The organism is Futiania mangrovi, from assembly GCF_024158125.1.
Classification (GTDB): domain Bacteria; phylum Pseudomonadota; class Alphaproteobacteria; order Futianiales; family Futianiaceae; genus Futiania; species Futiania mangrovi.
Window position 1 is genome coordinate 159,313 of the sequence record NZ_JAMZFT010000001.1, and the last position, 18,791, is coordinate 178,103.

Here is an 18,791-nt window from a genome sequence, read left to right on the forward strand (position 1 = left end):
CGCCAATCTGCAACGCCACACGCGCGACTCTCATCTCGAAGATATTCCGGTTCGGTGAAAATATTTTCTATTTTCCCGGGATTGATACTTCCTTTCGCTGTTTTCTGCGTGTATCTCTCAAGCGCACACAAAAAGAGCACTGCGCGGGGTGAACTCGCGCCACGAAGGAGCTTGAAGGGATGCAGTCGAGAGATGAGATCATCGACATGACGGCCGATATCGTGTCGGCCTATGTCGGTAACAACAGCGTACCGGCCAGTGAACTGCCTGCATTGATTTCCAGCATTCACGGAGCACTTCTCGCGGCCTCCGGTGGGAAGCCGGTCGAGGCAGAAGAGCAGATGCGCCCGGCAGTGCCGGTGAAGAAGTCCGTTCAGGACGAGCAGATTTCCTGCCTGATCTGCGGCGGGTCGTTCAAGTCGCTGCGCCGCCACCTCGGTACGCAGCACAATCTGACGCCTGAGCAGTATCGCGCGATGTGGGGACTGGCCCCCGATTACCCGATGGTCGCGCCGTCCTATGCCAAGGCCCGCTCGGACCTTGCAAAGGAGATGGGCCTCGGCAAGCGGCCGGCGTCGGGAAAGGCCAGCGGCAAGCGCTGACCGGTCCGGCCACAAGACAGCGCCGGGCCCCGTGCGGGTCCGGCCGTTGGCAAGGGGGTCCGTGCGTGTTGCACGGACCCCTTGTGCATCGTGGGGTGCACTTGCGTGTCTGCCCCTTGCACTGCGTCCGGCCGTTCACATCTGAAGAACATCCCACGCCGCGCTGCCGCGATTGCACGGCGCGCGCGCGCCCGCTACAACGCGGGGCGCACATCCATCCCGGTTTCACCTGTAGCGGAGCAGTCACGCATGGCACGCGAGTTCATCTATCACATGCACCGTGTCACCAAGGCCTATGGGGCCAAGAAGGTGCTGGATGGCGTCTCGCTGAGCTTCTATCCGGATGCCAAGATCGGCGTGATCGGTGTCAACGGCGCCGGCAAGTCGACGCTGCTGCGCGTCATGGCCGGCATCGACACGGAATACACTGGCGAGGCCTGGGCGGCGGAAGGTGCGCGCATCGGCTACTTGCCGCAGGAGCCGCAGCTCAACGGCGACAAGGATGTGCTCGGCAACGTCATGGAGGGCGTGGCGGAGAAGAAGGCGCTGCTCGACCGCTATAACGAGCTGGCCATGAATTATTCCGACGAGACGGCCGAGGAGATGGCGCAACTCCAGGACCAGATCGACAGCCAGAACCTCTGGGATCTCGATGCACAGGTCGAGCAGGCAATGGACGCGCTGCGTTGCCCGCCGGGCGACTGGGCGGTCGACAAGCTGTCGGGCGGCGAGAAGCGCCGCGTCGCTCTCTGCAAGCTGTTGCTGGCCAAGCCCGACCTTCTGCTGCTTGACGAGCCGACGAACCACCTTGACGCGGAAACGGTCGCGTGGCTGGAGCGCTTCCTGCGCGAGTACGAGGGCGCGGTGCTGCTCATTACTCACGACCGCTACTTCCTCGACAATGTCACGGGCTGGATCCTCGAGTTGGACCGCGGCCGGGGCATCCCCTACGAGGGCAACTACTCGTCCTGGCTGGAACAGAAGCAGAAGCGGATGGAGACCGAGGGCAAGACCGAGGAGGCCCGCCAGCGCACCCTGTCGCGCGAACTGGAATGGGTCCGGTCCAGCCCGAAGGCACGCCAGGCCAAGTCCAAGGCCCGCATCAAGGCCTACGAGGAACTGCTGAACAAGGCGGCCGATGCACAGTCGGGCCGCGCGCAGATCATCATCCCGCACGGCACGCGCCTCGGCGACAAGGTGATCGAGGCGGACGGCCTCGCCAAGGCCTATGGCGACAAGCTGCTGTTCGAGGACCTGTCCTTCCGACTGCCGCCGGGCGGCATCGTCGGCGTGATTGGCCCGAACGGCGCGGGCAAGACGACGCTGTTCCGGCTCATCACTGGGCAGGATGCGCCGGACGACGGTTCCATCACGCTGGGCGACACGGTGCGGCTCGGCTACGTCGATCAGAGCCGCGACGCGCTCGACCCCAAGAAAACCGTGTGGGAGGAAATCTCCGACGGGCTCGACGTGCTGAAGCTCGGCGACCGGGAAATGAACTCGCGCGCCTATGTGGGCGCCTTCAACTTCAAGGGCGGCGACCAGCAGAAGAAGGTGGGCGACCTGTCGGGCGGCGAGCGCAACCGGGTCCACCTCGCGAAGATGCTGAAGGGCGGCTACAACGTGCTGCTGCTCGACGAGCCGACCAACGACCTCGACGTCGAGACCCTGCAGGCGCTCGAGGCTGCGCTCGAGGACTTCGCGGGCTGCGCTGTCATCATCAGCCACGACCGCTGGTTCCTCGACCGCATCGCGACCCACATGCTCGCCTTCGAGGGCGACAGCCACGTGGAGTGGTTCGAGGGCAATTTCGAAGACTACGAGGCCGACAAGAAGCGCCGCCTCGGCGACGCGGCGGTCGAGCCGCACCGCATCAAGTTCAAGCGGTTCGAGCGCGCCTGAGCGGGCACTGCGCGCTGATGCGAAAAGGGCGCTCCCGTGGGAGCGCCCTTTTGCGTTCGCGTTCTTGCGTGGGGAGGAGGTTCAGAGGCCCGCGACGCGCGGCTTCAGTTCCTCGACCAGTGCCGGAAGCTTGCCCCCGTTGCGGGCGAGGATCGACGTGAACTCCGACTGCTGGGTCTGGGCCATCGACACCTGCTCGACGATCAGGTCGATGACCTTGAAACCGCCATCGGTCGCACGCAGGCGCCAGTCCACCTGCACCGGCGGCCCCTCCGCGCGCACGATGCGCGACTTCACGATCAGGCCCTTGGCGCCCGCGTCGATCACCCGCTCGACCTCCAGCTTCTCGCCGGCATAGGCATCGATGCGCGTTGCGTACATGAAGGAGACATAGTCGGCGAAGAAGTCGAGATAGGCCCGCTTCTCCTCCTCGCTCGCCGCGCGCCAGTACCGCCCCGTCGCGAACTTCCCGATCGCCTCGACGTCGGCGTTGCGGGCGAAGATGTCGCGGAATTCCGCCTGGCGGGCCGCGGTATCGTTGCCGTTCTTCTCCAGCACCTGGATCACGCGGTCGGCAAGGCCCTGCACGAAGGCCTTCGCCGTGTCCTCGGTCGCTGCGGCCGCAGCCGTCACCATCATCGCGAGGGCGACCAGGGGCCCCGTAATCATCATGAGCGGACGCATCTGACTTCACTCCCGGTGATGCTGTGGACCATGGTGTAACGCGCCAGCATCCGCGCTAGTTCGTTCCTGCCCTCGGGGTGTCCGAGACGGCGCTGATGTCCGGCAGGGATTCGGTATCCAATTCGCCATTGAGGATGGCGGCATTGCGGCGCTGGCGATAGGCCGAGCGGATCGCAGCGTAGAAATCGGGCGAGGTCCGGTAAAGCTCGTCGAGCGCTTCCATGTTCTCTGCCCGGAACTCCAGCACCTCCACCGAGCGTTTGCTCACCGACGCGACAGTGCCGTTCTCCAGGTACATCAACGGATTGAAGGCATGATCGACGATCCGGCCCACCAGGTCGCGCGGCGGCACGGGGCCGAGCAGCGGAAGGAAGAGGTAAGGCCCTTCCTCGATCCCGGCAACGGCCAGCGTCTGGCCGAAGTCTTCCTCGCGTAGCGGCAGGCCGAGGTCGGTCGCGGGGTCGAGGAGGCCGAGACCGCCCAGCGTCGTGTTCACGAACAGGCGCCAGAAGGTGGTCTGGGCGTGGTCCCAGTCGCCCTGCAGAACCGCGTTGGCGAGCGTGATCGGCAGGCCGATATGGCTCGTCACGTTGCGCAGGACATGGCGCACGGTCGTCGGCGTCACCGCGTCGTAGGCGACCGCCGCAGGCCGGATGACCACCGTGTCGATTCCCTGGTTCACCGCGAACATGGCGCGGTTGAACGGCTCGAACGGATCGTTCGGCTCATCCAGCGCAGAAAGCGTCGGGCCTTGTGTGGACGCGCAGCCGCCGAGCGCGGCGCACAGCAGACCGATCCGGAGAAACCGCCAGAAAGACGTCATTGCAGATAGGGGCCTCGTAAACTTCGTGGACTTCTCGGGATGGCACGCCGGCAGACGTGCTGCCGGACCCTACACAACGGCCCCGGAGTAAACGGCAGGAAAGTTAATGAAGCCGACCCGGAATGGCGAGTCGTTGCCCGCCATCCTGAAAAAAACCTGTCCTGTGTTGCACCTGAGAAACGGTGCCTCAGATCAAACCGAAGACGACCGCGCACAGAAACAGGAAGATGGCACCGGTCGTCAGCTGAAATATCGCTGTCATGACTCCCTCCATCCGTATCGCGGAAAGTCTGCCCCGATCCCCCGGCCCGGGCAAGCCGAGTTCGTCGACGCACTGCAACATGGGTGTGCAATGCAGCACGCCCCCGCCTCCGATCAGGGAGGCGAGGGCGCGTCCTTAGTCCGTGGAGGCTGGCGCGGATGCCGCGGGCGGCGGCTCTTCCGTCTGGGCCCGCTTCCAGTCCGTCGCCAGCTTCATGGCGAGCAGGAGCAGGGCGATTCCGAGAATCGCCAGCCCCCGCATGGCGCCGCGGCTCACTCCGCGGCCTCCCTGTCCGATTCGGCCTTGCCGTAGCCGCCCCCGGACGGCGTCGAGATGACCAGGACGTCGCCCGGATGCACTTCGGCCCGGTCGCAACCCTCCAGGTCCTCCCGGTGGCCGTTGGCCCGGACGATCCAGTTGCGGCCGCAGGCGCCGTCCTCGCCGCCTTCGAGGCCGAAGGGCGGTATGCGCCGGTGCCCGGTCAACAGCGACACGGTCATGTCCTCGAGGAAGCGAAGTTCGCGCACCGTGCCGTCGCCGCCGCGCCATTTGCCCTTGCCCCCCGACCCGCGCCGGATCGAGAAGGATTCGAGCCGCACCGGGAAGCGCCATTCCAGCACCTCCGGGTCGGTCAGCCGGGAGTTGGTCATGTGCGTGTGGACGGCATCGGTGCCGTCATAGCCCGGACCCGCGCCCGACCCGCCGCAGATCGTCTCGTAATACTGGTGCGTGTCGTTGCCGAAGGTCAGGTTGTTCATCGTGCCCTGGGCGGCCGCCATGGCGCCGAGCGCGCCGAACAGCGCGTCCGTGATCGCCTGGCTGGTTTCCACGTTGCCGGCGACGGTCGCGGCAGGCGCTTCGGGCGCCAGCATCGACTTCGGCGGCACGATCAGCTCGATGGGCTTCAGGCAGCCCTCGTTCATCGGGATATCGTCGTCCACCATGCAGCGGAATACGTAGAGCACCGCCGCGCGGGTGACAGCCGAGGGCGCGTTGAAATTGTTCGGTTGCTGCGGGCTCGTGCCCGTGAAGTCTACGGTTGCGGTGCGCGCCTCGCGGTCGACGCGGATCGCCACCTTGATCCGGCTGCCCTGGTCCATCTCGTAGGTGAACTCGGAATCGTGCAGCGCGTCGATGACCCGGCGCACGCATTCCTCGGCATTGTCCTGCACGTGGCCCATGTAGGCCTGCACCACGTCGAGGCCGAAATGGTTGACCATGCGCCTGAGCTCCTGCACCCCCTTCTCGCAGGCGGCGAGCTGGGCGCGGAGATCGGCGACGTTCTGGTCCGGGTTGCGGGCCGGGTACTTCGCCGAGGTCAGCGCCTTGCGCAGGGCGTCCTCTCGGAACGTGCCGCGGTCGACCAGCAGCAGGTTGTCGAGCAGCACGCCCTCTTCCTCGACCGTGCGGCTGTTGGGCGGCATGGAGCCGGGGCTGATGCCGCCGATGTCGGCGTGGTGGCCGCGCGCGGCGGTGAAGAACAGGATCTCCTCGCCCGCCTCGTCGAACACCGGCGTCACGACCGTCACGTCCGGCAGGTGGGTGCCGCCGTTGTAGGGGTCGTTCAGGCAATAGACGTTGCCGGGCTGGATCGTGCCGCGGTTCTTCTCGATCACCGTGCGCACGGAGGTTGCCATGGAGCCGAGGTGCACCGGCATGTGCGGCGCATTGGCGATGAGGTTGCCCTCCTCGTCGAACACCGCGCAGGAGAAGTCGAGCCGCTCCTTGATGTTCACCGAGGAGGAGGTCTTCTCCAGCGTCACGCCCATCTGCTCGGCGATCGACATGAAGAGGTTGTTGAAGATCTCCAGCATCACCGGGTCGACTTCGGTTCCGACGGCGGCCTTGCGGCTGGCAGCCTTGGTCCGCTCGACGATCACGTGGTCGCGGTCGGTCAGCTGCGCGCGCCACTCCGGCTCCACCACGATGGTGGAGTGCGGCTCGGTGATGATCGCGGGGCCCGTCACGATCATGCCGGGCCGCATGTCCTCGCGCCGGACGATGCGGGCGTCGTGCCAGGCGCCGTCGGAAAAGAAGCGCGTCTCGCGCGTTGCGGGAGCTTCCGTGCCGAGGTCGGCGTCCGCGACGCCCAGCACCGGGTCGGCCACTTCCGCCGCCTTGCCGACGGCCTCGGCAAAGAGGCTTTCGACGAGGATCGGCTTGCCGGGATCGATGAAGCCGAACTGCTGGCGGTAAAGCTCCTCGAATGCCGCACGCATCTCGTCGACCGAGCCGAAGGGCACGGCCAGCGCGCTGTCGGTGCCCTTGTATTTCAGGAACGCCTCGCGCTTCGACGAGATGTTGTCCTCCGTGATCCCTTGAGAGCGGACCTCGGCCTCAGCTTCCGTCGCCAGGATGTCGAGGTCGGTGGCGATGGCCGCCACCGTGTCGTCGTCGAGCGGGAACTCGGCCGCCTTCTGCCGGGTCGCGCGCACGTCGGCGAGCCCCATGCCATAGGCCGACAACACGCCTGCGAAGGGGTGGATGAAGACCTTGGTCATGTTCAGCGCATCGGCCACGAGGCAGGCATGCTGCGCGCCCGCGCCGCCGAAGCAGGCCAGAGCGTACTTCGACACGTCATAGCCGCGCTGCACCGAGATCTTCTTGATGGCGTTCGCCATGCTCTCTACTGCGATCTTGAGGAAGCCGTCCGCCACCTCTTCCGGGGCCTTGCCTGTCTCGCTTGCCATCTCGGCGAACTTGGCCTCGACCGCGCCGCTGTCGAGCGGCTGGTCGGCGTGGGGGCCGAAGACGCGGGGGAAGAAGTCCGGAGAGATCTTGCCCACCATCAGGTTCGCGTCGGTCACGGTCAGCGGCCCGCCCTTGCGGTAGCAGGCGGGACCTGGATTGGCGCCCGCGGAGTCCGGGCCCACGCGCATCCGCGCGCCGTCGAAGCTGAGGATCGAGCCGCCGCCTGCCGCCACGGTGTGGATCATCATCATGGGCGCGCGCATGCGCACGCCCGCGACGAGTGTTTCGAACGCACGCTCGTACTCGCCGTCATAGTGCGACACGTCGGTGGACGTGCCGCCCATGTCGAAGCCGATGATCTTGTGCAGGTCGGCCATCGCCGCGGTCTGCACCATGCCGACGACGCCGCCCGCGGGACCCGACAGGATTGCGTCCTTGCCCTGGAACAGGCTGGCGTCGGTCAGCCCGCCCGCGCTGGTCATGAACATCAGCCGCGTACCGGTGTCGTCGACCCCGACCTTGGAGGCCACGCGATCCACGTAGCGGCGCAGGATCGGCGAGAGATAGGCGTCGACCACGGTCGTGTCGCCGCGGCCGACGAGCTTCATCAGCGGGCTCGCCTCGTGGCTCGCGGAGACCTGCGTGAAGCCGATGTCGCGGGCGATCTCGGCGGCGCGTTTCTCGTGCGCATGGTAGCGGTAGCCGTGCATGAAGACGATCGCGCAGGCGCGGTAGCCCTCGTCGTAGGCCGCCTGGAGGCCGGCGCGCAGCTTGTCGCCGTCGAGCGGGACGAGCACATCGCCCTCGGCGCTCAGCCGCTCCTCGGCCTCGATGACGTGCGAATAGAGTTGCTCCGGCAGGACGATATGGCGATCGAACAGGCGCGGCCGGTTCTGGTAGCCGATGCGCAGCGCGTCGCCGAAGCCCCGCGTGATGACGAGCGCCGTGCGCTCGCCCTTGCGCTCCAGCAGGGCGTTGGTCGCTACCGTCGTGCCCATCTTCACCGCGGAAATGCGGTTCTTCGGCATGGGATCGTCGTCGCCGAGGCCAAGAAGCTCCCGGATGCCCTGGACGGCGGCGTCCTCGTACCGCTCAGGGTTTTCCGACAGCACCTTGTGCGTCACCAGCGCGCCGTCGGGCCGGCGGGCGACGATATCGGTGAAGGTGCCGCCACGGTCGATCCAGAAGTCCCAGAGCGTGTTGGATCCGATGGCGCCGCCTGCGTCCTGAGCCGTCATTCAAACCTCCATACTCCCTGCCTCCACGCGACCTGGCGCGGGCGGTTTTTGCATGTTGCGTGACAAAACGTTGACAAAAAATCGGCAAATTGTCAACGTAACGGATAAGGGGATGCGTCTGGCGTCAAATACCGTTTTGGTTGTAGCGGCTTGCGCGCGAGAAAGGGAAAAGCGACATGCCGAGGGATCCGAACGCTACGCCGAAAGGTGCCGCACGCCGCCCGGGCGTAGGCCCGGTGGTTTCGGCAGCTCACCTCGCCGCCGGCGGAATGCCGGAGCTTTCGGAGGTCGAGTTCGCGCTTGCCATGGCGACCAACGCCTTCAACCGCTGGATGACACGGTGCATGACGGCGGCGGGGGAGGAGGGGCTGAGCCCGCTGGAGGTATTCCTGCTGCACACGGTCAATCATCGCGGGCGGCAGAAGACGCTGGCGGACATCTGCCTCGTGCTGAACATCGAGGACACGCACACCGTCACCTACGCGCTGAAGAAGCTGGAGGCGCGCGGCCTCGTCGAAAGCGGCCGGCGCGGCAAGGAGAAAACCGTGGGCATCACGCGCGCGGGTGAAGCGGCCTGCAACCGCTATCAGGAGATCCGCGAGGCCGTGCTGGTCGGCGCCATGCGGCACCTGAGCCTGGACCCGGACGACGTTTCCAACATCGCCGCGCTGCTGCGCGTCCTGTCTGGCCACTACGACCAGGCGGCGCGGGCGGCAGCATCGCTCTGACGACACCCGCGACCAGGCGACGCGGACTGCGCGAGGCAGGGTCAATTCGGATTTCAAACCTTCTCGGCACGGGATAGTCTGCGCCCGATGTCCATGTGGAGCAAATTGGCGGGGGCGGCCGACAGCATCGGGCTTCCGGGCCCGCTGGGGGACCTGCTGCGGTCCTTCGATTCCGGCCGCGGGGTTTCCGCGCCGCACGGGGCACATGCGCCGGAACGCTCGGTCGCTTTCTCCATCGCCTTGATTGCGCTGTCGGCCAAGCTTGCCAAGGCGGACGGTTCCGTCTCCCAGGACGAGATCGCGGCCTTCGGCGATGTGCTGCACGTGCCGCAGGGCGAGGCTGGGAACGTCGCCCGGGTCTTCAACCTGGCCGGGCAGGCAACCGCGGGGTTCGAGGGCTACGCCCGCCAGGTCGCGCGCATGTTCCGCGACAATCCCGCCGTGCTCGAGGACGTGCTCGATGCGCTGTTCCACATCGCCAAGGCCGACGGCGTCATGCACCCGTCGGAGTGCGCCTACCTGGAGGAGGTGGCGGAAATCTTCGGCTTTTCCGAGGCCGAGTGGCGCCGCCTCAAGATCACGCATCTGGGACGCGCGGAGGACGACCCGTATGTCGTGCTCGGCATCGACCCGGATGCATCCGATCAGGATGTGCGCACGGCCTATCGGAGGCTCGCGCGCGACAACCATCCCGACCGGATGATGGCGCGGGGCGTGCCGTCGGAACTGATCGGCATGGCGAACGAGAAGCTTGCGGCAATCAATGCCGCCCATGCCCGCATCCGGGCGGAGCGCGGGTTGAAATGATCCCGGCCGTGAGGGTGCGTCCGTCGCCCAACCACGGCGACCGCAAGGGGCGGGAGATCGGCTGGGTGGTCCTGCACTACACCGGCATGCGCAGCGCGGAAGAGAGCATTGCCCGGCTGTGCGACCCGGCCGCGGAGGTCTCGGCGCACTATTTCATCGAGGAGGACGGCTCGGTCACGCAGCTCGTGCCGGAAGACCGGCGCGCCTGGCATGCAGGCGCGGGCTGCTGGCGCGGCGAGCGGGACATGAACTCGGTCTCTATCGGGATCGAGCTTCAGAACCCCGGGCACGAGTTCGGCTATCGTGCGTTCCCCGACGCGCAGGTCGGCGCGCTGTGCGGGCTGCTGTCGGACCTGCTCCGGCGGCACGCGCTGACACCGGACCGGGTGATCGGACATTCCGACCTCGCGCCCGCGCGCAAGACCGATCCGGGAGAGCTTTTTCCGTGGGAGGACCTGGCGCGCCGCGGGCTTGCGCTCCCCCTGCCGCGACAGCCGCGCCATGCGCCGCCGATGGGGGCCGCGGGCGTGCGCGCCTGCCTGTCGCTGATCGGCTACGAGGTTGGACAGGGGCCGGGCTGGGACCGGCAGACGCGGGCCGCACTTGCCGCCTTCCAGCGCCGCTGGCGGCCTGAACGCGTCACCGGGGCAGCCGATGCGGCGACGACCGCGCGCCTCGTCGCCGTCGCCGCGCGCGCAGCCGCCCTTGACGGCGACCCCCGTCTCGCCGACATCTGAGAACGGATCAGACGGCTGGACGGCCGCTCCCGTCCGGCTTGCCGGCGCGGGGGAGGAAAGTCCGGGCTCCACGGAAACACGGTGCCGGGTAACGCCCGGCGGGGGCGACCCCAGGGAAAGTGCCACAGAAAGCAAACCGCCCGGCGTTCGCGCCAGGCAAGGGTGAAAGGGTGCGGTAAGAGCGCACCGCGCCCCCGGTAACGGGGGCGGCACGGCAAACCCCACCGGGAGCAAGACCAAATAGGGGCGGCGCGCGGGTTTCGGTCCGCAGGTTCCGTTTCCGAACCAGCCGTCCGGGTCGGTCGCGCGAGGCCGGGAGCGATCCCGGTCCCAGAGGAATGGCCGTCCAGCGCCTTGCTGCCTTCGGGTGGCGGGCGTGGACAGAACCCGGCTTACAGGCCGTCTGATCCCATTCATTTCCATGCCCCGTCCCGCAGCATTCCATGGAACGCCGTGGGGTCATGCGGCCGTCCGGCCCCGATATTCTTTTTTTGTTCTTGTTTGAGCTTGTCGAAAGGACTGCAAAACCCGAAGGTTTCAGGCAAGTTCCATATAGACTCCATTAAGTTCCATGACATACCATGCCGTGTCAGCCTGATCCGGTGGCGTGAGTCGCGTGCGTGGTCCTTCGCGTTGCGTGGTCTCGCCGCCGTTGCCCGCGGAATGGGGTCCGTGGCCGGGGTCAGGAACCGATGGTGGGGTTTGCAGGACGATGAGCGAGCCGTTGTTCCTCGGCACATACCGCGTCCGCTGTGACGGCAAGGGCCGCGTGTCCGTGCCGGCGCAGCTGCGCGCGGAGCTGCGGGGGACGATGGGCATGGGCTTCTTCGCCTATCCCTCGCTCGCGGGCGAGCCCGCGCTGGAGTGTTGCGAGCCCGCGCACCTGCGCCGCCTCACCTCCGTGCTCGACCGGATGAGCCCGCTCTCCAAGACCCGCCGCAAGCTGGAGCGGCGCCTGCAGGCGCAGGCGACCCAGCTGCAGATCGACGGCGACGGCCGCACCGTCCTCAACGCCGACCTGCGCGCGCGCCTCGGCCTCGGCGAGAAGGGGGGCGAGCTTGTCTTTGCCGGTCGCGGGCGCGTGTTCGAGATCTGGTCGGCGGACGTGTTCGACGCCCAGCTCGACGACGCCCTGGGCGAGGACGAGGAGGAGATGTTCGCCGCCGCATGGTCGCAAGCCGTCGAGGCGGGCACGGCGCAGGCCGGGGAGGGCGCGGAATGAGTGCGCGGCCCCATGTTCCGGTGCTGCTGAACGAGGTTCTGGAGGTGCTGGCGCCTGCTGCGGGCGAGGTGCATGTCGACGGCACGTTCGGGGCGGGCGGCTACACCCGCGCGATCCTGCAGGCCGCGCCCTGCGTGGTCTGGGGCGTCGACCGCGACCCCCGCGCTGCGCGCGAGGCCGAAGTGCTGGCCGGCGAGGCTCGGGAGCGTTTCCGTTTCGTCGCTGGCCGATTCGGAGAGATGGACGGCCTGCTGCGCGCGGAGGGTGTCGAGGCGGTCGACGGTGTCGTGCTCGACATTGGCGTCTCCTCCATGCAGATCGACGAGGCCGAACGCGGCTTCTCCTTCATGAAGGACGGTCCCCTCGACATGCGCATGTCGGGCGAGGGGGAGAGCGCGGCGGATGTCGTGAATACCTATCCGGAGGGCAGTCTCGCCCGCATCATCGCGGTCTACGGCGAGGAGCGCGCGGCGCGCCGCGTCGCCCGGGCCATTGCGCGCGCCCGGGAGCGTCAGCCGCTTGCCACGACGGGCGCGCTGGCCGACGTCGTGGCGGCGGCGCTGGGCGGAGTGCGCGGCGACAGGATCCATCCCGCGACGCGGACCTTCCAGGCCCTGCGCATCCATGTGAACGACGAGCTGGGCGAGCTGGTACGCGGGCTGTTCGCGGCGGAATCCCTGCTGGCGCCCGGCGGGCGGCTGGTCGTTGTCACCTTCCATTCGCTCGAGGACCGGATCGTGAAGCGTTTCTTCCAGGAGCGCGGCGGCCTGACTGGCGGCGGCTCCCGCCACATGCCGGAAGTGCAGGGCGCGCAGCCGACGTTTCGCGTCTTGTCGCGCAAGGCCGTCGAGGCAGACGAGGCCGAGGTCGCCGCCAACCCGCGGGCGCGGTCGGCGAAGCTGCGCGCGGGCGTGCGCCTCGACGTCCCGGTTCCGGCGAATGACGGCCTTCGCGGACGGTTCCTTGAAAGCTTCACGCTGGAGGCCGCGGCATGATGCGTTTTGTGAACGTGCTGCTGTTTCTCCTGATCGCGGCGACGTCCGTCGGCGTCTACCGCGTGAAATATGCGGTCATGGATCTCGAGAAGGAGGCGACGCAGCTCTCCGCCCGGTTGCTGGAGGAGCGTGACTCCATCCGCACCTACCAGGCCGAGTGGACCTATCTGAACGAGCCGCGCCGGCTCGAGGGGCTGGCCCAGCGTCACCTGACACTTCAACCGGTCAATGCCCGCCAGATCATGGCGCCGGCGCAACTGCCGCTGCGTCCGCCGCCGGGGGATGCGGAAATCTTCGCCGAGCTGCCGGACGGCACCATCATCCGCCTGCCCCAATACAAGCCCTGGGTTCCTGCTTGGGAAACGCGCCAATGACCGACGTGACCTACGCCAAGCCCCGGCCGCACGCTCCCGCCCGTACGCGGCGGGTTCTGCGTTTGGACGGGGAGCAGCGGGCCGCGATGGAGACGGGCCGCAACCGCATGGCGCTCGCCGCTGTCGTGTTTGCCGCGGCGTTCGGCGTCCTGGGCATGCGCCTCGTCGACCTGGGCGTGCTGCGCGATGCCGGTGAGCCCGTGGCCGCCGCCATGACCTCGCAGCTTTCGGCGGGGCGCGCCGACATCGTGGACCGCAACGGCGTCCTTCTCGCGACGGAGCTTCCGACGGCCTCGCTCTTTGCCGACGCGCGCCGTGTGCTCGATCCCGCCGATGCCGCCCGCCGCCTGGTCCGGGTTCTGCCGGAACTTGACGAGGCGCAGGTGCTGGGCCGTCTCGACTCGCGCAAGGCCTTCGTCTGGATCGCCCGCGCGCTTACCCCGCGCCAGCAGGAAGCGGTCCTCAACCTCGGCATCCCCGGTCTCGATTTCGTCCGGGAGGAACGCCGCGTCTACCCGCAGGGCCGCGCCGCGCCGCATATCGTCGGCTTCGTGGACGTGGACAACCGCGGCATCGCGGGCATGGAGAAGGCGTTCGAGCAGGCGCTGACCGACCCGGAGCGTGCGGGCAAGCCGCTTGCCCTGTCCATCGATCTGCGCGTCCAGCACATCCTGCGCGACGCGCTGGCGGCACAGATGTCCAAGCACCAGGCGATCGGCGCAACCGGCCTCGTCATGGACGTACGGACGGGCGAACTGCTGGCCATGGTCTCGCTGCCCGATTTCGATCCGAACCAGCCGGCGCAGTTCGAGCCCGAGCGCCTGTTCAACCGGGCGACGCTCGGCGTCTACGAGATGGGTTCCACCTTCAAGATCTTCAACACGGCGATGGCGCTCGACTCCGGCGCGGTGCGGGTAAACGACAGCTTCGACGCCAGCAAGCCCATCAAGATCGGACGCTTCACCATCAACGACTATCACGGCAAGCACCGGTGGCTGTCGGTGCCGGAGGTGTTCAAGTATTCCTCCAACATCGGTTCGGCGCGAATGGCGCTGGCGGTGGGCGCGGAGACGCAGCGTGCCTATCTGCGCGACCTGGGCCTGCTGGAAGCTGCCGTGCTCGAGGTGCCGGAAGTCGGCAAGCCGCTCGTGCCTTCGCCCTGGCGGGAGGTGAACACGCTGACCGTTTCCTATGGGCACGGCCTCGCGGTCACTCCCGTTCAGCTTGCAGGCGCGGTGGCCGCCGTGGTCAACGGCGGCCGCAAGGTCGTGCCGACCCTCCTGCGGCAGGACCACGCCACTCCGGGCGAACAGGTGATCTCCGCTCGGACCAGCGCTCTCATGCGCGACCTCATGCGCCTTGCCGTGCTCGACGGCACGGGGCGGAATGCCGACGTACCGGGCTATCCCGTCATCGGCAAGACCGGGACGGCAGAGAAGGCGAACGCCGGCGGCTATGCACGCAAGGCGCTCCTCTCCTCGTTCGTCGGCGCGTTTCCGGCGCACGATCCCCGGTTTCTCGTGCTGGCCGTCATCGACGAGCCGAAGCCGACACCCGACACGCACGGCTATGCGACCGGCGGATGGGTTGCCGCGCCTGCCGTGCGCGAGGTCGTCGCCCGCCTCGGGCCGCTCTACGGACTTCGGCCGAGCCTGCCTCAAGAAGGCCCGAATCCGGACGTGAGGGTGGCCTCTTTCACCGTGAACGACTGAGGGGCTATGAAGCTGGATGCGCTCATCACTGCCGATCTTCCGCCAGCCCGCGGGACGGACGCGACTGCGTCCGCGCGGGACGTGGAGATCTGCGGGCTGACCGCGGACAGCCGCGAGGTCCGGCCCGGCTATCTCTTCGCGGCCCTGCCCGGAACGCGCACCGACGGCGCCCGTTTCGCGCAGGAGGCGGTGGCGCGGGGCGCCATTGCGATTCTCGCGCCGGAAGAGACGGCTGCGGCGATGCGGTTCGAGGGCGTGCACGTGATCGGCGCGAAGAACCCGCGCCGCGCCTTCGCAAGGATGGCCGCCGCCTGGCACGGGCGCCAGCCGGATATCGCGGTCGCGGTCACGGGTACCAACGGCAAGTCCTCCGTGGTGGAGTTCACCCGCCAGGTCTGGGCCGCACTGGGGCGCGAGGCCGCAGCGCTGGGCACGCTGGGCGTCGTGACAGGCAGGGGCGTCGAGGCGACGACCCACACGACACCGGACCCGGTCGCGCTGCATGCCCTTCTGGCGGACCTGAAGGACCGCGGCATCGAGCGCGTGGCGTTCGAGGCGTCGAGCCACGGCCTCTCTCAATATCGCACCGACGGCGTGCGGCTGACGGCGGCTGCCTTCACCAACCTAACGCGCGATCACCAGGACTATCACCCGACGCACGAGGATTACCTGCTCGCCAAGCTGCGCCTGTTCGGCGAGGTGCTGGGCCCCGGCGGCACCGCGGTGCTCAACGCCGACGACGCCCACTTCACGGACTTCGAGGACGTGTGCTGGGCGCGGGGGCTCAAGGTCCTGACCTATGGCGCGGGCGGCCGCGATCTCGTGCTCGAGGACGCCGATCCGCACGGGGAAGGCCAGGCCGTCACCGTGCGCGCGTTCGGGGTGCGACGTCATCTCGACCTCGCATTGAGCGGGCGCTTCCAGGCGATGAACGCGCTCGCCGCTGCGGGCCTCGCCATCGCCAGCGGCGAGGATGCCGACGCGGTATTCGCCGTGTTGCCGGCGCTGAAGCCCGTTCCGGGGCGGATGGAGCGCGTGGGCACGACACCGTCGGGCGCGGCCGTCTATGTGGACTATGCGCACACGCCTGACGCGCTCGAGACCGTGCTCACGGCGCTGCGCCCGCACGCGCACGGAGCCTTGCATGTCGTTTTCGGTTGCGGCGGCGACCGGGACCGCGGCAAGCGCCCGCTCATGGGAGAGGTGGCCGCGCGCCTTGCCGACCGAGCGGTCGTGACCGACGACAATCCGCGCAGCGAGGATCCGGCGGCGATCCGGGCGGAGATCCTTGCCGCCGCGCCGGGCGCGATCGACGGTGGGGAGCGGCGGGCGGCGATCTGTGAAGCAGTGGCGGCGCTCGGTCCTGGCGACCTGCTGCTGATCGCGGGCAAGGGGCACGAGACGGGCCAGACGATCGGCGCGCAGGTCATTGCCTTCGACGACCGGGATGTCGCGCGCGAGGCGATCGCCGCCCAGGGCGGAAAGGGGGCGGCATGACCGCGCCTCAGCCGCTCTGGACCTCCGCTGAGATGATGGCCGCGACCGGCGGGCGCATCGGTGCCGATGTGACAGTCACGGGCGTCTCCATCGACACGCGGACGCTGGCTCCGGGCGACCTGTTCGTGGCGCTTGAGGGGGAGAACCGCGACGGCCATACGTTCGTCGCGGACGCACTGGCGCGCGGCGCCGCGGCGGCAATAGTCGTGCGCGTGCCGGACGGCGTGGCTCCCGACGCCCCGCTGCTCATTGTCGAGGATACGCTCGAGGGCTTGCGCGCGTTGGGCCGCGCGGCGCGTGCGCGCATCGACGGCACGGTGATCGGCGTCACGGGGAGCGTCGGCAAGACCAGCACGAAGGAGGCCCTGGCCGCCGCCTTCGGGGCCCAGGGGGCGACGCACGCGGCGCAGGCGTCCTACAACAATCATTGGGGCGTGCCGCTGACGCTCGCCCGCATGCCGCGCGAAACGCGCTTCGCCGTGATCGAGATGGGCATGAACCACGCGGGCGAGATCGCACCGCTCTCGCGCCTCGCGCGTCCGCATGTCGCCATCATCACGACGGTTGCGCCGGTGCACCTGGAAAACTTCGCCGACGTGTCGGGTATCGCCGACGCCAAGGCGGAAATCATCGACGGGCTGGAGCCGGGGGGCACGCTGCTGCTCAACGCCGACAACGCCTGGACGCCGCGTATTCGAGACAGGGCACAGGCTGCGGGCGTGCGCCATGTCCTGACCTTCGGCGAGGCGGCAGACGCCGACATCCGGGCCGAGCGGATCGCGCTGAAGCCCGAGACCTCCTGCATCGCGGCGACCGTGTGCGGAACGCCGGTCACCTACAAGCTGGGCGCGCCCGGCCGGCATCTTGCCCTCAATTCGCTCGCGGTGCTGGGCGCGGTGCACGCGGCCGGCGGCGACCTTGCAAGGGCGGCGCTGGCGCTGGCCGGGGTCCGGCCCGCCTCCGGGCGGGGCGAGCGGATCGAGATCGGGCTTCCCGGCGGCGCGGCACTCCTGATCGACGAGAGCTACAACGCCAACCCCACCTCGGTGGGGGCGGCGCTCGACCTGCTGGCGCAGGCGCCGGTGGGCGACCGGGGACGGCGGATCGCGATCCTGGGCGACATGCTGGAACTCGGACCGGAAGCGGAGGCCCTGCACGCCGGGCTCGCGGAGGCGGTCGCACGGGCTGGCATCGACCGCGTGCATTGCGCCGGGCCGCTGATGCGCGCGCTCCACGATGCGCTGCCGGCGCGTGTGCGCGGCGTGTGGGCGCAGTCGAGCGCAGACCTGGCCGACCGTGCCGCCGCAGACCTGCGGCCCGGAGATGCGGTGATGGTGAAGGGGTCACTGGGAAGCCGGATGGCCCGCGTTGTCGAGGCGTTGCGTGCACGCGATGTACGCGGACGCCGGGCGGGTTAGGGGGTGCCATGCTCGAACTGCTGCTGCTGAACCTGTCTCCCCAGTTTCCGGGCGTGAACGTCTTCCGGTACCTGACGTTCCGGACGGGCGGGGCGATCATGACCTCGCTGGTGGTCGCCTTCCTGCTGGGGCCGGCGATCATCCGCTGGCTGAAGAGCCTGCAGAAGAAGGGCCAGCCGATCCGCGACGACGGACCGCAGAGCCACATCGTCTCGAAGGCAGGCACCCCGACGATGGGCGGCGTGCTGATCCTCGTGTCGGCGCTGGCGTCCACGCTGCTGTGGACCGACCTCGCCAACCCCTACGTCTGGATCGCGATCCTGGTGACGGTCGGTTTCGGCCTGATCGGGTTTGCCGACGACTACCTGAAAGTGACAAAGGCGAACGTGCGCGGCGTGCCGGGCAAGGTGCGCCTCGCGGCGGGGGCAGCGATCTCGGCCTGTGCCGCGATCGCCGTGCACCAGCTTTCGCCGGAGCCGCTGGCCGGTACGCTGGCCGTGCCATTCTTCAAGGACGCCCTGATCACGCTCGGATGGTTCTTCGTACCCTTCGCGATCTTCGTGATCGTCGGCGCGGCGAACGCGGTCAACCTCACCGACGGGCTCGACGGGCTGGCCATCGTGCCCGTGATGATCGCGGCGGCTAGCTTCGGGCTCATCTCCTATCTCGTCGGCAACGCGGTCTTCTCGGACTATCTTCAGATCCACTACGTCCCCGGCACGGGCGAGCTTGCGGTCCTGTGCGGCGCGCTGATCGGTGCGGGGCTGGGATTCCTGTGGTTCAACGCACCGCCCGCGATGGTGTTCATGGGGGACACCGGGTCGCTCGCGCTTGGCGGGGCACTGGGCGCGATCGGCGTCATCACCAAGCACGAGATCGTGCTCGCCGTGATCGGCGGGCTGTTCGTGCTGGAGACCGTGTCGGTCATCGTCCAGGTGGTGAGCTTCAAGCTGACCGGCCGGCGGGTCTTCAAGATGGCGCCGATCCACCATCATTTCGAGCAACTGGGCTGGCAGGAGCCGACCATCGTGATCCGCTTCTGGATCATCGCGGTCGTGCTGGCGCTGATCGGTCTGTCGACGCTGAAACTGAGGTAGGG

16 protein-coding genes and 1 other RNA gene are annotated in these 18,791 nt (G+C 68.3%); 13 read left to right on the forward strand and 4 right to left on the reverse strand.

Annotated elements, in window-relative coordinates:
• The first annotated feature begins 179 nt into the window (after window positions 1-179).
• Both NJQ99_RS00770 and ettA read left to right on the forward strand, forming a co-directional pair.
• Window positions 180-602, forward strand: a complete 423-nt coding sequence (locus NJQ99_RS00770; RefSeq protein WP_269330897.1) for a MucR family transcriptional regulator — start codon at window positions 180-182, stop codon at window positions 600-602.
• A 249-nt stretch (window positions 603-851) separates the two neighbouring features.
• Window positions 852-2,504, forward strand: coding sequence for an energy-dependent translational throttle protein EttA (gene ettA / locus NJQ99_RS00775; RefSeq protein WP_269330898.1), 1,653 nt, complete (start codon window positions 852-854; stop codon window positions 2,502-2,504).
• An 81-nt stretch (window positions 2,505-2,585) separates the two neighbouring features.
• Here ettA and NJQ99_RS00780 read toward each other — a convergent pair whose 3' ends face one another.
• The 4 genes from NJQ99_RS00780 to NJQ99_RS00795 form a co-directional block, all read right to left on the reverse strand.
• Window positions 2,586-3,188, reverse strand: coding sequence for an MlaC/ttg2D family ABC transporter substrate-binding protein (locus tag NJQ99_RS00780; protein ID WP_269330899.1), 603 nt, complete (start codon window positions 3,186-3,188; stop codon window positions 2,586-2,588).
• A 55-nt stretch (window positions 3,189-3,243) separates the two neighbouring features.
• The gene (locus NJQ99_RS00785) at window positions 3,244-4,011 is read right to left on the reverse strand and encodes an MlaA family lipoprotein (protein WP_269330900.1); all 768 of its coding nucleotides are present in this window, start codon (window positions 4,009-4,011) and stop codon (window positions 3,244-3,246) included.
• Between the two features lie 397 nt (window positions 4,012-4,408).
• Window positions 4,409-4,549, reverse strand: coding sequence for a hypothetical protein (locus NJQ99_RS00790; protein WP_269330901.1), 141 nt, complete (start codon window positions 4,547-4,549; stop codon window positions 4,409-4,411).
• Complete coding sequence (locus NJQ99_RS00795) at window positions 4,546-8,202, reverse strand: hydantoinase B/oxoprolinase family protein (protein ID WP_269330902.1); 3,657 nt, start codon at window positions 8,200-8,202, stop codon at window positions 4,546-4,548. The genes NJQ99_RS00790 and NJQ99_RS00795 overlap by 4 nt, the downstream gene beginning before the upstream one ends.
• Before the next feature lie 176 nt (window positions 8,203-8,378).
• On the opposite strand from NJQ99_RS00795, the gene NJQ99_RS00800 reads away from it, so the two are divergent.
• From NJQ99_RS00800 to mraY, 11 genes are all read left to right on the forward strand, one after another.
• Window positions 8,379-8,930, forward strand: coding sequence for a winged helix DNA-binding protein (locus tag NJQ99_RS00800; RefSeq protein ID WP_269330903.1), 552 nt, complete (start codon window positions 8,379-8,381; stop codon window positions 8,928-8,930).
• A gap of 87 nt (window positions 8,931-9,017) precedes the next feature.
• Window positions 9,018-9,737, forward strand: coding sequence for a TerB family tellurite resistance protein (locus NJQ99_RS00805; RefSeq protein WP_269330904.1), 720 nt, complete (start codon window positions 9,018-9,020; stop codon window positions 9,735-9,737).
• Window positions 9,738-9,745: 8 nt separating this feature from the next.
• Window positions 9,746-10,474 (forward strand): N-acetylmuramoyl-L-alanine amidase, encoded by a 729-nt coding sequence (locus NJQ99_RS00810; RefSeq protein WP_269330905.1) that lies wholly within the window; start codon window positions 9,746-9,748, stop codon window positions 10,472-10,474.
• Window positions 10,475-10,481: 7 nt separating this feature from the next.
• Window positions 10,482-10,885, forward strand: an RNA gene (rnpB, locus tag NJQ99_RS00815) — RNase P RNA component class A.
• Between the two features lie 301 nt (window positions 10,886-11,186).
• The gene (locus tag NJQ99_RS00820) at window positions 11,187-11,696 is read left to right on the forward strand and encodes a division/cell wall cluster transcriptional repressor MraZ (RefSeq protein WP_269330906.1); all 510 of its coding nucleotides are present in this window, start codon (window positions 11,187-11,189) and stop codon (window positions 11,694-11,696) included.
• The gene (gene rsmH, locus NJQ99_RS00825) at window positions 11,693-12,691 is read left to right on the forward strand and encodes a 16S rRNA (cytosine(1402)-N(4))-methyltransferase RsmH (RefSeq protein WP_269330907.1); all 999 of its coding nucleotides are present in this window, start codon (window positions 11,693-11,695) and stop codon (window positions 12,689-12,691) included. The genes NJQ99_RS00820 and rsmH overlap by 4 nt, the downstream gene beginning before the upstream one ends.
• Window positions 12,688-13,065, forward strand: a complete 378-nt coding sequence (gene ftsL, locus NJQ99_RS00830; protein ID WP_269330908.1) for a cell division protein FtsL — start codon at window positions 12,688-12,690, stop codon at window positions 13,063-13,065. Before rsmH ends, ftsL begins: the two co-directional genes overlap by 4 nt.
• A complete protein-coding gene (locus NJQ99_RS00835; RefSeq protein ID WP_269330909.1) occupies window positions 13,062-14,777 on the forward strand; it encodes a peptidoglycan D,D-transpeptidase FtsI family protein in 1,716 nt (571 codons plus the stop codon). Before ftsL ends, NJQ99_RS00835 begins: the two co-directional genes overlap by 4 nt.
• Before the next feature lie 6 nt (window positions 14,778-14,783).
• Window positions 14,784-16,274 carry a UDP-N-acetylmuramoyl-L-alanyl-D-glutamate--2,6-diaminopimelate ligase gene (locus NJQ99_RS00840; RefSeq protein ID WP_269330910.1) on the forward strand — a complete coding sequence of 497 codons (1,491 nt, stop codon included), beginning with the start codon at window positions 14,784-14,786 and terminating at the stop codon, window positions 16,272-16,274.
• Window positions 16,271-17,692 (forward strand): UDP-N-acetylmuramoylalanyl-D-glutamyl-2,6-diaminopimelate--D-alanyl-D-alanine ligase, encoded by a 1,422-nt coding sequence (locus NJQ99_RS00845; protein WP_269330911.1) that lies wholly within the window; start codon window positions 16,271-16,273, stop codon window positions 17,690-17,692. The genes NJQ99_RS00840 and NJQ99_RS00845 overlap by 4 nt, the downstream gene beginning before the upstream one ends.
• Before the next feature lie 8 nt (window positions 17,693-17,700).
• Window positions 17,701-18,789, forward strand: a complete 1,089-nt coding sequence (mraY, locus tag NJQ99_RS00850) for a phospho-N-acetylmuramoyl-pentapeptide-transferase (protein ID WP_269330912.1) — start codon at window positions 17,701-17,703, stop codon at window positions 18,787-18,789.
• Window positions 18,790-18,791 lie beyond the last annotated feature (2 nt).